Source organism: Aquimarina discodermiae (genome assembly GCF_040786235.1).
Lineage (GTDB): Bacteria > Bacteroidota > Bacteroidia > Flavobacteriales > Flavobacteriaceae > Aquimarina.
The window spans coordinates 1-14198 of the sequence record NZ_JBFMKP010000003.1; the positions used below are offsets into that span (position 1 = coordinate 1).

Annotated in this window: 10 protein-coding genes; 5 read left to right on the forward strand and 5 right to left on the reverse strand. The window is 33.1% G+C overall.

All coding sequences use genetic code 11. The features are described from left to right. The 5 genes from ABW636_RS02045 to ABW636_RS02065 form a co-directional block, all read left to right on the forward strand. Positions 1–707: IS4 family transposase (locus ABW636_RS02045; RefSeq protein WP_367588289.1), on the forward strand; the 707-nt coding region annotated here is incomplete at its 5' end. 415 nt (positions 708–1122) lie between these two features. Continuing rightward, positions 1123–1857, forward strand: a complete 735-nt coding sequence (locus ABW636_RS02050) for a hypothetical protein (RefSeq protein WP_367588290.1) — start codon at positions 1123–1125, stop codon at positions 1855–1857. Beyond that, positions 1847–4630, forward strand: a complete 2784-nt coding sequence (locus ABW636_RS02055; RefSeq protein WP_367588291.1) for a TonB-dependent receptor — start codon at positions 1847–1849, stop codon at positions 4628–4630. The genes ABW636_RS02050 and ABW636_RS02055 overlap by 11 nt, the downstream gene beginning before the upstream one ends. A 3-nt stretch (positions 4631–4633) precedes the next feature. Continuing rightward, positions 4634–5857 carry a DUF4249 domain-containing protein gene (locus ABW636_RS02060; RefSeq protein WP_367588292.1) on the forward strand — a complete coding sequence of 408 codons (1224 nt, stop codon included), beginning with the start codon at positions 4634–4636 and terminating at the stop codon, positions 5855–5857. Between the two features lie 52 nt (positions 5858–5909). Next, complete coding sequence (locus tag ABW636_RS02065; RefSeq protein WP_367588293.1) at positions 5910–7709, forward strand: hypothetical protein; 1800 nt, start codon at positions 5910–5912, stop codon at positions 7707–7709. Between the two features lie 60 nt (positions 7710–7769). Here ABW636_RS02065 and ABW636_RS02070 read toward each other — a convergent pair whose 3' ends face one another. The 5 genes from ABW636_RS02070 to ABW636_RS02090 form a co-directional block, all read right to left on the reverse strand. Further along, positions 7770–9581, reverse strand: a complete 1812-nt coding sequence (locus ABW636_RS02070) for an acyl-CoA dehydrogenase FadE (RefSeq protein WP_367588294.1) — start codon at positions 9579–9581, stop codon at positions 7770–7772. A 78-nt stretch (positions 9582–9659) separates the two neighbouring features. Then, a complete protein-coding gene (locus ABW636_RS02075) occupies positions 9660–10850 on the reverse strand; it encodes an acetyl-CoA C-acyltransferase (protein WP_367588295.1) in 1191 nt (396 codons plus the stop codon). 111 nt (positions 10851–10961) lie between these two features. Continuing rightward, complete coding sequence (locus tag ABW636_RS02080) at positions 10962–11246, reverse strand: four helix bundle protein (protein WP_367588296.1); 285 nt, start codon at positions 11244–11246, stop codon at positions 10962–10964. Positions 11247–11284: 38 nt separating this feature from the next. Beyond that, entirely contained in the window at positions 11285–13690 is a 2406-nt protein-coding gene (locus ABW636_RS02085) for a 3-hydroxyacyl-CoA dehydrogenase/enoyl-CoA hydratase family protein (protein WP_367588297.1), read from the reverse strand. Positions 13691–13706: 16 nt separating this feature from the next. Further along, positions 13707–14162, reverse strand: a complete 456-nt coding sequence (locus ABW636_RS02090; RefSeq protein ID WP_367588298.1) for a MarR family winged helix-turn-helix transcriptional regulator — start codon at positions 14160–14162, stop codon at positions 13707–13709. Between the last annotated feature and the right edge of the window lie 36 nt (positions 14163–14198).

The following is a 14198-nucleotide window of genomic DNA, read 5'->3' on the forward strand; positions in this document are numbered from 1 at the left end:
CGCTTTTTGATATTCAGACTCAGATACCGAGCTTTGTTCATATTTCTCCTGCTAATATTCATGATGTAAAGGCTATGGATCAACTTATTTATGAAGTTGGAGCTTACTATGTTTTTGATAGGAGATATCTCGATTTTGAGAGACTTTATAAAATTACTACTTGTGAAGCTTACTTTGTTATTAGAGCTAAGGCAAACATGAAATTTAAGCGAATGTATTCAGCAAAAGTTGACAAAACTAAAGGAGTACTATGTGATCAGATAGGAAAGCTAACTGGATTTTATACCTCCCAAAATTATCCCGATAAACTTCGACGAATCAAGTATTACGACGACGAAAATAAAAGAACATTTGTCTTCTTAACCAATAATATGGAGACTACTGCAGAACAAATTGCTTTGCTTTATAAAAAGCGTTGGCAAATAGAACTGTTTTTCAAATGGATCAAACAACATCTAAAAATTAAATCCTTTTGGGGAACCTCAGAAAATGCAGTTCGAATACAAATTTATACAGCAATCACCACTTATTGCCTAGTAGCAATAGTAGCACAGGAGCTGAAAATTAATCGATCAACCTACGAAATATTACAGATTCTAGGAATATCGTTGCTAGATAAAACTCCTGTAAATGAACTATTTAAAAATATAGATTACAATAATGTCAATGAACTAGAATATAAACAACTGTCTATCAATTTGTTTTAAGTGGACAGTAATGATTTTCGTTGATAAATCAATATGCTGCTAAGTATAGGTACAATTAGAAATATTCGAAATAATTTTATGATAGATTAATGAATGAGAAATTTTTTTTAATTTTTTTTTGAAATTTCTTGAAAAATGTTAAAAAAATGTTATGTTTGTGCGGTAAATCCATAAAAAAAATATGGTTTTATCTAAAATATACCCCCCACTCTCATATTTTAATATTAAAAACTTATAATATTGATACTACTTCCTTAGATAGTAAAATTTTATAAGTTGATTTAATTAATAATAAACAAAAATCTTAGTTAACATTTTACAAAAGTAGTAATGTTAATTAAGGTGTAACTTAATGTATACTAAGTAAGAAGTTTACGTTGAGAAAAGTTAGTAGAGCATTTAATTTGTTGTAATTATGGGAAAAATCTTTAAAAGTAAAATAATTATTTTTTTACTATTTCCATCTGTTTTTTTTGGTCAAGGTTCAAAGGAGTATTATAAGTGGTTTGATCAGGTCATAGGCCATGAAAACTTAGCACTACATTATGGAATTCAATATGTTGATAAAGATTTCGGGAAAATTTTTAGAGACGAACACGCATTTTTTAAATCAGATAAACCTTTACTTATCAATATTCATTATGATGGACAGGTGTATTATGATTTTTATGCGAAGTATAATTTAGAAACCGATAAACTATCGGTTGCAGTGGGAAACACCTCTCTTCAGTTATCAAATGATAATATAGAGAAGTTTACCATCAACAATACCCAATTTGTTAAGATTGATGGACAAATTGATGAAAAGACAAAGGTTTCTGGTTTTTATGAACTTTTGTTAGAAAAGAAAACATTTAAATTATTAAAAAAATATAGAGCAAAACGTGTAAATGAAATAGAAAATGGTAGAGGGAAAGATGAATTGAAGATTAGATTTATAAAGAAAAGTATGTATGTGTTAAATATTAAAGATGTCTTGCATACCATTAAATCTAAGATAGATATTATTAAAATCTATCCTCATATGAAAAAAGAAATCAGATCCTTTTATAAAGAAAATAAGGTCTTAAAAGAGGAACGACCTGATGCTTTTATGAAAAAAATGTTCAATACGATTATCCAACCTTCAGCTTTAGAAAATGAACTATAAAAAACATTTGTTTTTAATTGCTTTTTTAAGCATATTCGGTATATATGCACAGCAAAAAAAACCGTTAATTTCGCTTTCCTTTCAAAATTCCGATTTGTTATCTGTATTGGATCAAATCGAATCTAAATCTAAATTTCGTTTTTACTATGAAGAATCGTGGTTAAAAGATTACGATAATTTGTCTGGAAATTATTCTAATATTTCTGTTGAAGAGGTTTTAAAAGAAGTCTTTAAAGGAACTATTCTTAATTTCTATATTACAGATGAAAATACAATTATTTTAACTCAAAATGCAATTGTATATGATGTTCTTCCTAATAATTACTTTGGGAAATATGGAAATGGAGATATAAAAGATATAAAAAAGGAGGTGAATGTAGTAGTTGATCCAATTTTTAAAAGAACCAGAAACTCTTCGAGTAAGGATAAGAAATCGATAGAAACGATAAGTATAGGAAAAGCAACTAAAACAGCGATAAAAGAGAAATTCATATTAACAGGGAAAATTACTAATGCAGTATCAGGAAAAGCAATTTCTGGAGTTTTAATTCTAGTAAATGGATATGACGCTGGAGTACGTTCTGATAAAAATGGATATTACCAATTAGAATTAACAAAGGGTGCTAATACAATAGGTTATAATGCGTTAGGTATGGAGCATATAACCAAAAAAATATTGTTGTACAATGATGGAAACCATGATGTTATATTAGTTGAAAAAATAGAACAGTTAAGGGAGGTAGTTTTACAAACAAAAATAAATAAAAATGTAGAAGAGACTACTACCAAAACTAAGATCGATGTAAAAGAATCTAAAAATATTCCATTGGCACTTGGGGAGCGAGATGTGCTCAAGGTAGCAACAACATTGCCTGGTATTACCACTACGGGTGAAGGTTCTTCAGGTTACAATGTAAGAGGCGGTAAGTCTGATCAAAACCTTATCTTATTAGATGATGCCGTAATATATAATCCACAACATTTTTTTGGAATATTCTCTGCGCTCAATCCATTTGTTCTTGGCGATGTAAACATATATAAGAATGGTATTCCTGCAGAATATGGTGGGAGACTTTCTTCGGTTTTTGATTTGTCGACTAAAGATGCAAACACTGATAAGTTTCAAGGCGAAGTTTCTATAGGACCGATTACCGGAAATGTACTGTTAGAAGCTCCTTTGGTAAAAGAAAAAGCTGGCATTATGGTTGGAGGAAGAGGTGCATATGCCAATTGGGTGTTAAAAAATCTAGATGAGGAATCTCTTAAAAATAGTGAAGCTTCGTTTTATGATGTAGTGGCAAAGTATAATCATCAAATTAGTGAGAACGCTAAGCTAGAAGCAACAGCATATATGAGTAGAGATGATTTTAGTATTACATCAGATTCTCTATTTGTGTATAAGAATAGAGCATTTTCTTTACGTTGGAATCAGAGATTTGATGAAAAGAATACGGGAAAACTAGTATTGTCTAATAGTCAATATAAATTTAATATCGAGTATGAAGGAGAAACTAATGATAATTTTGAACAAGGATATAGCGTAGATGAAACCGAGCTTAAGTTACATTTTAAGTACTTGTATAGTGATCGATTAAAATTCGATTATGGTGTTTCTAGTAAGTATTATGTGGTAAAACCAGGTAGTATTAAACCTTTGGGAGAAGAATCTATAATTGCTCCACTTTCGATCGACCAGGAACAAGCTTTGGAATCAGCCGCTTTCTTAACTACAAAAGTCGATATCACTAAAGATTTTAATATGGAAGTTGGTTTACGCTATTCTGTATTTAATGCTTTAGGCCCAAGTACACAAAGCGTTTTTAGAGAAGGAGAGCCTAAAAATGAAACTTCTGTAGAAAATACGTTGACATTTAAGAAAAATGAAGTTATAAAAACATATGGAGGTCCTGAATTAAGAGTTGCGGGAAGATACCTTATAGGAGAAGATTTTTCGGTAAAAGCAGCTTATAACAAAACATATCAGTTTATTCATGTGTTGTCTAATAATACAACAGTGTCTCCTATAGATACCTGGAAATTATCAGACCTTAATATAAAACCACAAAGTTCTCAACAATATTCATTAGGGTTCTATAAAAACTTTAATGAAGCTACGTATGAAGTAAGTTTAGAAGGTTTTTATAAAAAAACCAGAGATATCCTTGATTTTAAAACAGGAGCGCAGACACTACTTAATACTAATATAGAAAATGATGTGTTGCAAGGTACTGGTAAAGCCTATGGGGTAGAAGTTTTACTGAAAAAACAAAAAGGGAAACTATATGGTTGGCTAGGATATACATATGCTCGCTCATTAAATAAATTCGATAGTGAATTTGTGGAAGAACAGGTAAATGGAGGAGAATTTTTTCCGTCAAATTTTGATAAACCTCATGATTTTAGTGCAGTCCTAAACTATAAATTTACAAAACGATTTAGTTTATCTAGTAATCTAGTATATCAAACAGGGAGACCGGTCACATTCCCTGTAGGTAATTTTACATTTAATGGAGCCGATTATACTGTATATAGTGAACGTAATAAATTTAGAATACCAGATTACTATAGATTAGATCTTGGATTTAATATCGAAGGTAACCATAAACGGAAAAAAGCAGGTCATGGTTTTTGGACTATTTCGGTATACAATGTTTTAGGCCGGAACAATCCTTTGTCTGTATTTTTTATTACTGAAGATGGTGAAGTAAAGGGATTACAAAGCTCTGTTTTTTCTGTACCCGTGCCATCTATTACGTATAATTTTAAATTTTAGATGATGAGACGAATAAAAATTAAGATGTTAAGGTTGCTTAGTTTGTTTTTTTTAAGTGTTTTACTTTCAAATTGTGTTGAACCATTTGAGCCAAAGCTAGAAGATTTTGAGAATTTTCTGGTGGTTAATAGCACCGTAACAAATCAAGTTAAGCATCATCAAGTTTTTTTATCAAGAACATTTAAATTTGAAGAGAATGTTTTTGTAAAAGAAAAAGGCGCGACGGTAAAAGTTATAGAAGATGGTGTAAAAGAATATATTTTTGAAGAAGTTTCAGAGGGAGTTTATCAATCTGTAGAAGAATTTGGTTGTTTACCCAACAAAGAATACCAACTATCGATAACAACAATAAACGGTAATACGTATGAATCTGAAAAGGAAACATTACCTGATAATGTGCCTATTCAAGAAGTTTATCCCAAAAGCATTTTAGATGATGATAATGAAGATGCAATAGGTGTTTTTGTAAACACCATAGTTCCTAAGGAAAAATCTAAATATTACCGTTATGAGTTTGAAGAAACCTATAGATATACTGCTCGTTTTTGGGTTCCAGATGATATTGAAATAAAAGATACAGTAGTATTACCGTCTACAAATTTTGGTTTAGAACTTGAAACACGATCAGATGATTTTATATCTTGTTATATTACCAATTCTTCAAATACTACCTTAATTAATAATGCAAGTAGCTTACAAGAAGGAGCTATAGCTTCTTTTTTGGTGAAATTGATAGAAATTGATGATATAAGAATTGAGGATAGATATAGTATTTTGGTGAAACAATTTGCTCAAACTAAAGAAGCACATACATTCTATGAACAACTCAAAATATTTTCAGAATCAGAAAACTTGTTTTCTCAAGTACAACCAGGGTTTATTACTGGGAATATAATTCCTAATGGAGATAATGATGATCCGGTTATAGGCTATTTTGAAGTGTCCACAGTTTCAGAAAAACGAATATTTTTTGATAGAAAAGATGTGGCGAAAGCGGGGGCTCCTAAATATAGGGAATCTTGTGAAATAATTGTACTGAAACAGAATACCGAAGAATTTGAAACGTTCGATAATTTTTTAGAAAGATTAAGAGCAACTGTTAGAGGAAATTCACTTGTGTTTCATAGCTGGAAAATAGAAGATGCTATTGTTAATTTTGTTCGAAGACCTTGTGGAGATTGCACTGCAAAAGGAGAACGTTTTCCTCCTGATTACTGGGAGGATTAATTAAAAACAAGATTTTAAAAAAAAGAAAAATGTTTAATAAAAAATAATTCCAGTGAAAATTAAGGTAATTATATATGCTTTGTTGTTTTCTGCTTTAAGTATAAATGCACAACGACAATCTGTATTAAAGACAGAACAAGATGTTTTAGGATATACCAAAGTTCCGCAAGAAAGCGCCTTTATACATGCAAATACTTCATTATTGTTTTCGGGAGAGTACTTGTATTATAGTTTTTATTGCATCAATCAAAAGAGTAAGAAGTTAAGTAGTATTAGTAAAATTGCTTATGTCGCTTTGGTTGGAGAAAACGGGGATTACATTTTTGAGCATAAAATTTCTTTAAAAAACGGAATAGGTTACGGGGACTTTTTTGTTCCAGTATCGGTGCCTTCTGGGAATTATAAATTAATCGGATATACACAATGGATGTTGAATGTTAAAGGACATTTTTTTCAAGAAAACATTAGTATTTTGAATCCGTACAAGAGTAATCAAAAAGGAATTGTTTTCGAGTATTCGGAAAAAGATTCCATAGTACCTTCTACCGCTAGCGAGTTGTTGAAAAATACAAAAATAAAAGAGAGTACTACTGGAGCGTTTGATAGTAGAATCAATATTATTACTGATGCGAAAGCATATGATAAGAGAGCTTTAGTAAGCTGTAAAATAAAAAATTCATTATCAAAAAATGGTAACGGTAATTATTCTATTTCTGTGAGAAAAAAGGATGATTTTTCGAAATCCACTTTGACTTCATCTGTAGCTTTTTTAAAAGAAAATATGAGCAGTGCGGTTCGTGAAAAAGAGAAGATAGGAGTATCTGTTTTTCTACCAGAGATGAGAGGAGAATTAATTTATGGTAAAATTATAGCAAAGAATGATTCTATTTCGGTTTCTAACCAAAGCGTAGTCCTATCCATCTCAGAAAAAGTGAGTGATATAAAAGTCTCCAAAACAGACGATAATGGACATTTTGTATTTAGTTTAAATTATAGAAATAGGGGATATACAATGCTAATTCAGGTATTAGGAGATAACAAGAATAACTTTACAATAATGTTAGAAGAAAACCCAAAAGTTACACTTTCTAATATGCAGTTTTATAAGCTTAAAATTTCTCCTTTGCAGAAGGAAACAATTATAAAACGAAGTGTCCACAATCAGATTACTAATAATTATTACAAAATAAAACCAGATACTATAAGAGAATCTAAAATACATGAAGTTTCGTTTTATGGTAATGATATCATTACTTATAATCTTGATGACTATACAAGGTTTGAAACGATTAAAGAGACAATTGTTGAAGTTGTAGATGGGGTAAGGATAGAAAAAAATATAGATGGTAAAGGAGTATTTAAAGTGAATAGAAGTTATGGTGTTTTAAAAAAGAGTAAGTTCTTACCACTCCTCATTGTAGATGGTGCTATTGTACAGGAACATGACGAAATTATTTATGCCAATGCAAATAAATATGCATCTATAAGTTATACCAAAGATCGTTATTATTTAGGTTCAACTACGTTTGATGGTTTGATTGTTATAGAGTCTAAGGAAAGAAACTATATGAAAACATCTGAGAAAGGATATGTCTCTTCTGTTAATTTGTCTAATTTTAAACTTAATAAAGACTATTATAAGCAAACTTATACCGATTCAGGTATTAATTATGATCGTATTCCAGATTACAGATACCAATTGTTTTGGAAACCAAATCTAAGTTTAGAAGAAAATGATATTGATCTCGAGTTTTTTACTTCTGATGTTCCTGGTGAATATGAAATATCGGTAGAAGGTTTTACCCAAAAAGGTATTCCAGTTTCTGTGGTAAAAAATATCATAGTAGAATAATAAAGAAAGCCACTTTTGATAGTAAAAGTGGCTTTTAAATAACTTAATTTATTAATTATTTTACTCGATAAAATATCCATTTTCTTTAGCTATTTTATCAGCTATTTTGGTTTTTAAAGCTACGACGTTTGGTTGATTGGCGTATTTTGTAAATCGCTTAAGGCCCATTAACATCATTCTTTGTTCATCACCTTCAGCAAAAGAAACAATACCTTCTTTTCCTTTTCTAATGATAATATCTACGGCATTATATAAGTATAATTGAGCCATCGCTATTTGCGTTTCCTGAGCCTCTTCTCCAAAGCGTTTTGCATTTTTTTCGGTTCGCAAAATTGTAGATTCAGCCATATATATTTCTATTAATATATCAGATGCTGCTAATAACAACTGTTGGTGTTCTTCTAGTTGCGGTCCGAATTTTTGAACAGCTGCACCTGCAACCATCAAGAATACTTTTTTAAGCTTCGCGATGATCTCTTTTTCTTCAGAAAACAATACAGAATAATCTGGAGTATCGAAAGAAGGAATTCCTGTAAGCTCGTCTGCAACTTTCATAGCAGGTCCTAGAAGGTCTACATGTCCTTTCATTGCTTTTTTAACAAGCATTCCTACCGCCAACATACGATTAATTTCATTGGTTCCTTCGTAAATACGTGAAATACGAGCATCTCTCCACGCAGATTCCATAGGTGTATCTGCAGAGAACCCCATACCACCAAAAATTTGGATACCTTCATCAGTAGTATTTTGTACATCTTCAGAAACGGCAACTTTTAGAATAGAACATTCGATTGCGTATTCTTCAACACCTTTTAATTCTGCTTCTTGGTGAGAATTTCCTTGTGCTTGTCTGATAGCAATTCTATCTTCTATATTCTTTGCAGCTCTATAACAGGCAGATTCATCTGCGTATACATTGGTTGCCATCTCTGCTATTTTTGCTTTGATAGCCCCAAAATTGATGATCGGTGTTTTAAACTGTATACGTTCGTTTGCATATTTGGTAGATTCGCCAATGATTCGTCGTTGTGCATCTAGACATGCAGCTGCCAATTTGATGCGACCAACGTTAAGAGCATTCATAGCAATCTTAAATCCATTTCCTCGCTCTGATAGCATATTCTCTACAGGTACCTTGGTATTGCTAAAAAATACCTGTCGAGTAGAGGAGGAGTGAATTCCTAATTTCTTTTCTTCATCCCCCAGAGAAATACCATTTGAAGGATCGTTTTCTACAATAAACCCTGTTATATTTTTGTCATCTTCAATACGTGCAAAAACAATAAAAATATTACAGAATCCAGCATTAGAGATCCACATTTTTTGACCAGAGATCAGGTAATGTTTGCCATCGTCTGTTAAAACAGCTTTAGTTTTACCCGAGTTTGCATCAGATCCTGCACCAGGCTCTGTTAAACAGTAAGCCCCAAACCATTCTCCTGTGGCAAGTTTAGGGACATATTTTTTCTTTTGCTCTTCATTACCATATAATGTAATAGGCATCGTGCCGATTCCTGTATGGGCTCCAAAAGCTGTACTAAAAGAACCTGTTGCCCCAGATATATAATCACAAACCAGCATTGTAGATACGAATCCCATTCCAAGACCATCATAGGCTTCTGGTACAGCTACACCTAGAAGGCCTAGCTCTCCAGCTTTGCGCATACATTGTTCTGTAAAGGCATAATCTTTATTTTCAAATCGTTCCCAATGTGCCCATAACTCACGATCTACAAATTCTTTTGCGCTATCACGCATCATACGTTGCTCTTCAGAAAAGTCTTCTGGAGTAAATACATCTTCACAGTTCGTTTCTTTAACGAGGAATTGTCCTCCTCTTAGGATATCTTTATTTGTTGTTTCTGTACTCATTTTTTTTAGATTTTAGAAGTTAGCATTAAGGAATGGATTTAGAAAAATTATTTTTTCATGTTCTGTTCTCAATGCTAATTAATTTAAAAATTCAAAAATTCCCGCAGCACCTTGTCCGGTACCAACACACATGGTAACCATACCATATTTACCTTTCATGTCACGTTTACGCATTTCATCAAATAACTGAACAGATAACTTTGCTCCTGTACACCCTAGTGGATGCCCTAATGCAATAGCACCGCCATTTACGTTTACGATATCAGAATTAAGGTTTAGTTCTCTTATTACTGCCAGTGATTGTGATGCAAATGCTTCGTTAAGCTCTATTAATTCGATGTCATTTTGCTTAAGGCCAGCTTGTTTTAATGCTTTTGGAATGGCCTTAACAGGTCCAATACCCATAATTCGAGGCTCTACACCGGCAGCGGCATAATTTACAAGTCGTGCTATGGGTTCCAGCTTTAATTCTTTTACTAATTCTTCGCTCATTACCATGACAAAAGCAGCTCCATCGCTCATTTGTGATGAATTACCTGCGGTAACACTTCCTCCTTGTGCAAAAACAGGTCTTAATTTTCCTAATACTTCTTGACTGGTACCTGCTCTAGGGCCTTCATCTTTGGATACGGTATAGGACTTTGTTGCCTTTTTTCCATTTTCATCAACATACGTTTGTTCTACATGTATCGGGACAATCTGATCTTGAAAACGATTTTCTGCTTGTGCTTTTAATGCTTTCATATGCGAATGATATGCAAATTCGTCTTGATCTTCTCTTGATACCTTAAACTGGTTAGCAACTGCTTCAGCAGTATTACCCATTCCCCAGTAGTAGTCTTCATGCCCAGATTTAGCCAGATCATAATTAAGTTCGGTCTTATACCCCGTCATAGGAACCGAACTCATACTTTCTGCTCCACCGGCAATGATACAATCTGCCATACCAGCTTGTATTTTTGCAGTTGCAATTCCTATGGTTTCTATTCCAGATGAACAAAACCTGTTTACAGTAACACCTGGTACATCAATAGAATTTAATCCCATAAGCGAAATTAATCGTGCCATATTAAGTCCCTGAGAACCTTCGGGCATTGCATTACCCACAATAACATCATCAATACGTGACTTATCGAGTCCAGGTAATTCTTTCATCATGTGTTGTATGGTTTCGGCAGCTAACTCGTCTGTTCTTTTAAATCTGAACACTCCTCGGGGGGCTTTCCCAACGGCTGTTCTATATGCTTTTACTATATATGCTGTTTTCATTTTTTTTAATAGATTTTAGATGTTAGTATTGAGTATTGAGATTTTGTTCTGGATACTTTGTTGAAATGAATAATTCATTTTCTGAATTTCAATTGTCAATTCTATACATGGTTAAACTTTTTCTTTAGACAATAGATGAAGTTCAATAGTTAATAATAATTGCGTTTGAAGTTCATAAGCAGAACCATTGGCAATACTCAAAAAATGTTTAAACTCTTTATTTGAATTTCTTCCAGCACCTTCAGCCATATTTGAAGAAATTGAAATCACACTTCGTTTTATTTGAGAGGTTAATCCATATTTTTCGTCAGAAGGAAGTTCACTTGTACGTTGGTATACAGATTTAGCCAATTGTATTGACTTTTTCCATATTTTTAATTGTTCAACTTTATGCATTACTTATAATCTAACTACTCAATACTAAATTCTCGATACTAATTACGTAAAGGTTTACCTTTCTTCAACATATGTTCTATACGTTCAAGAGTTTTGCGTTCTGTACATAGGGATAAGAATGCCTCGCGTTCAAGATCTAATAGATATTGTTCGGTAACTAGAGTTGGTTCTGACAAATCTCCACCGGCCATTACATAACCCAGTTTATTCGCTATTTTATGATCGTGCTCAGAAATATATTTACCAGCTTCCATAGAGTCGGTTCCTACCAAAAACATCCCTAGCGCTTGTTTACCTAACACTTTTACATCCTTTCGTTTGATCGGTTGTGTATATCCTTGTTCTGCCAGTAATTTTGCATGTGCTTTTGCTGTTGCTATCTGACGATCTTTATTAACTACGACAATATCTTTTCCTTTTTGAAGGATGTTTGTATCGTATGCTTCGTATGCAGAAGTGGATACTTTTGCCATACCTATGGTTAAGAAATGCTCTTGTAAAACATTAAGTTCTACATCATTCTTTTTGAATGTATCAGAGGCACGCAATGCCATTTCTTTGGATCCACCGCCACCGGGTATTACACCTACTCCAAACTCTACTAGTCCAATATAGGTTTCTGCAGCGGCAACTACCTTATCGGCATGCATAGAAAGTTCACAGCCACCACCAAGAGTCATTCCATGAGGAGCTGCAATTGTGGGAATAGATGAGTAACGCATGCGCATCATAGAATCCTGAAAGTACTTAATCGCCATATTAAGTTCATCATATTCTTGTTCTACGGCCATCATAAATATCATACCAATATTTGCTCCAACAGAAAAATTTGCTGCTTGATTACCCACAACCAATCCTTGAAAATCTTTTTCGGCAATATCGATGGCTTTGTTCAAGCCGGCTAGTACGTCTCCGCCAATTGTATTCATTTTACTCTGAAACTCTAGATTTAGAATTCCATCACCAAGATCTTCGACTACAACACCACTATTTTTGAATACTTCATTAGATTTTCGAATATTGTCTAAGATGATAAATGCATCTTGTCCTGGTACTTTTAGCTGTTCTTTTTTAGGGATATCATAAAAATAAGTAGCGCCTTCTTTTATAGTATAGAAAGAAGTACTTCCTGAAGCTATCATGTCGTTTACCCAAGCTGCCGGTTCATACCCTTCTGCTTTCATTATTTCAATTCCTTTTTCTACACCTACGGCATCCCAAATTTGAAAAGGACCATGTTCCCAACCAAAACCTGCTTTCATAGCATCATCAATTTTATAAAGATCCTCTGTGATTTCAGGAATACGGTTGGATACATATGCAAATAATGCAGATAAGTTTTTACGATAGAACTCGCCGGCTTTATCTTTACCAGCGACCAAAACTTTAAAACGATCAATTACCTTATCAATGGTTTTTGTTATTTCTAAAGTAGGGAAAGAAGCTCTTTTCTTTTCTCGATATTCTAGTGAATCTAAGTCTAAAGAAAGAATATTTCGTTTCCCGTCTGATGTGACTTCTTTTTTATAAAAACCTTGTTTTGTTTTACTTCCCAACCATTTATTGGCCATCATTTTATCTATAAAATCTGGAAGTTTAAACAACTCGTGGCGTTCATCATCTGGGCAGTTTTCAGCAATACCATTTGCAACATGAACTAATGTATCTAGACCTACAACATCTACAGTTCGAAAGGTTGCCGATTTTGGGCGTCCAATTACGGGACCTGTTAGCTTATCAACTTCTTCTATAGTTAATCCCATATCTTTTACCATATGAAACAAGCTCATGATACTAAATATACCTATCCTGTTACCAATAAATGCGGGAGTATCCTTGGCGACGACAGAAGTTTTACCAAGGTATTGTTCTCCATATCCATTAAGAAAATCCAAAACTTCTTGAGAAGTATTTGGCCCAGGAATAATTTCAAATAACTTAAGGTAACGTGCTGGATTAAAGAAGTGTGTTCCACAGAAATGTTTCTGGAAATCTTCGCTTCTTCCCTCGCTCATAAATTTTATAGGAATACCAGAAGTATTAGAAGTAATTAATGTTCCTGGAGTTCTGTGTTTTTCAAGGTTTTCGAACACCTGTTTCTTAATATCCAACCTTTCTACAACCACTTCTATAATCCAATCTACATCTGCAATTTTGGCAACATCATCTTCAAGATTACCAGTTGTAATGCGATTAGAAAATTTTTGATGATAAATAGGAGATGGTTTTGATTTAAGAGCAGCAGTAAGAGAGTCGTTTACTAATCGATTACGTACTGTTTTGTTTTCTAAGGTAAGCCCTTTTTGCTTTTCTTTATCATTAAGTTCTCTTGGTACTATGTCTAATAGTAGAACTTCGACACCAATATTGGCGAAATGACATGCAATACCAGATCCCATTATTCCTGAGCCGATGACTGCAATTTTTTTAATGATTCTTTTCATTTTTAACTTCGGGTTGTTAAGGTTTTAATGATTCTTGTTTTGGATAGATTTTCTTTGATGCTATAAGGTCATTTATGGTTTGAAATACTTCGAAAAAAACATCTAACTTTTCTTGAGGTATATGTTCTTTTACGGCATTATCAAATGCAAAGACTACTCCTTTAGAAAATTCTCTCATTTCTATACCAAAAGGAGTTAAATGTATTAAAACTCCACGTCCGTCTTGAGGGTTTTTCTTTCGGGTAATCAAGCCTTTTTCCTCCATGGTTTTTAAAGTACGTGACAAACTAGTAGCTTCCATTCCCATTTTGGGCCCCAAAGAAGTAGAGGGGGTTCCGTTTTCGGGATCAATGCTAATTAGGGTAAATCCAGTAGCCATGGTGCTACCTTTTTTTCCAGCTTCTTCATTATACATTTTGGCAACAGCCATCCAAGTGGCTCTGAGGGCGTAATCTATGGTCTTTTCTCTCATTCAGAATAAGTGTTATGAATGTAAAGATAAGAAAAT

Coding starts and splice junctions, on each gene's coding strand:
- ABW636_RS02090 (WP_367588298.1), bottom strand. CDS start 14,162: ATGAGAGAAAAGACCATAGATTACGCCCTCAGAGCCACTTGGATGGCT.
- ABW636_RS02075 (WP_367588295.1), bottom strand. CDS start 10,850: ATGAAAACAGCATATATAGTAAAAGCATATAGAACAGCCGTTGGGAAA.
- ABW636_RS02060 (WP_367588292.1), top strand. CDS start 4,634: ATGAGACGAATAAAAATTAAGATGTTAAGGTTGCTTAGTTTGTTTTTT.
- ABW636_RS02070 (WP_367588294.1), bottom strand. CDS start 9,581: ATGAGTACAGAAACAACAAATAAAGATATCCTAAGAGGAGGACAATTC.
- ABW636_RS02085 (WP_367588297.1), bottom strand. CDS start 13,690: ATGAAAAGAATCATTAAAAAAATTGCAGTCATCGGCTCAGGAATAATG.
- ABW636_RS02080 (WP_367588296.1), bottom strand. CDS start 11,246: ATGCATAAAGTTGAACAATTAAAAATATGGAAAAAGTCAATACAATTG.
- ABW636_RS02050 (WP_367588290.1), top strand. CDS start 1,123: ATGGGAAAAATCTTTAAAAGTAAAATAATTATTTTTTTACTATTTCCA.
- ABW636_RS02055 (WP_367588291.1), top strand. CDS start 1,847: ATGAACTATAAAAAACATTTGTTTTTAATTGCTTTTTTAAGCATATTC.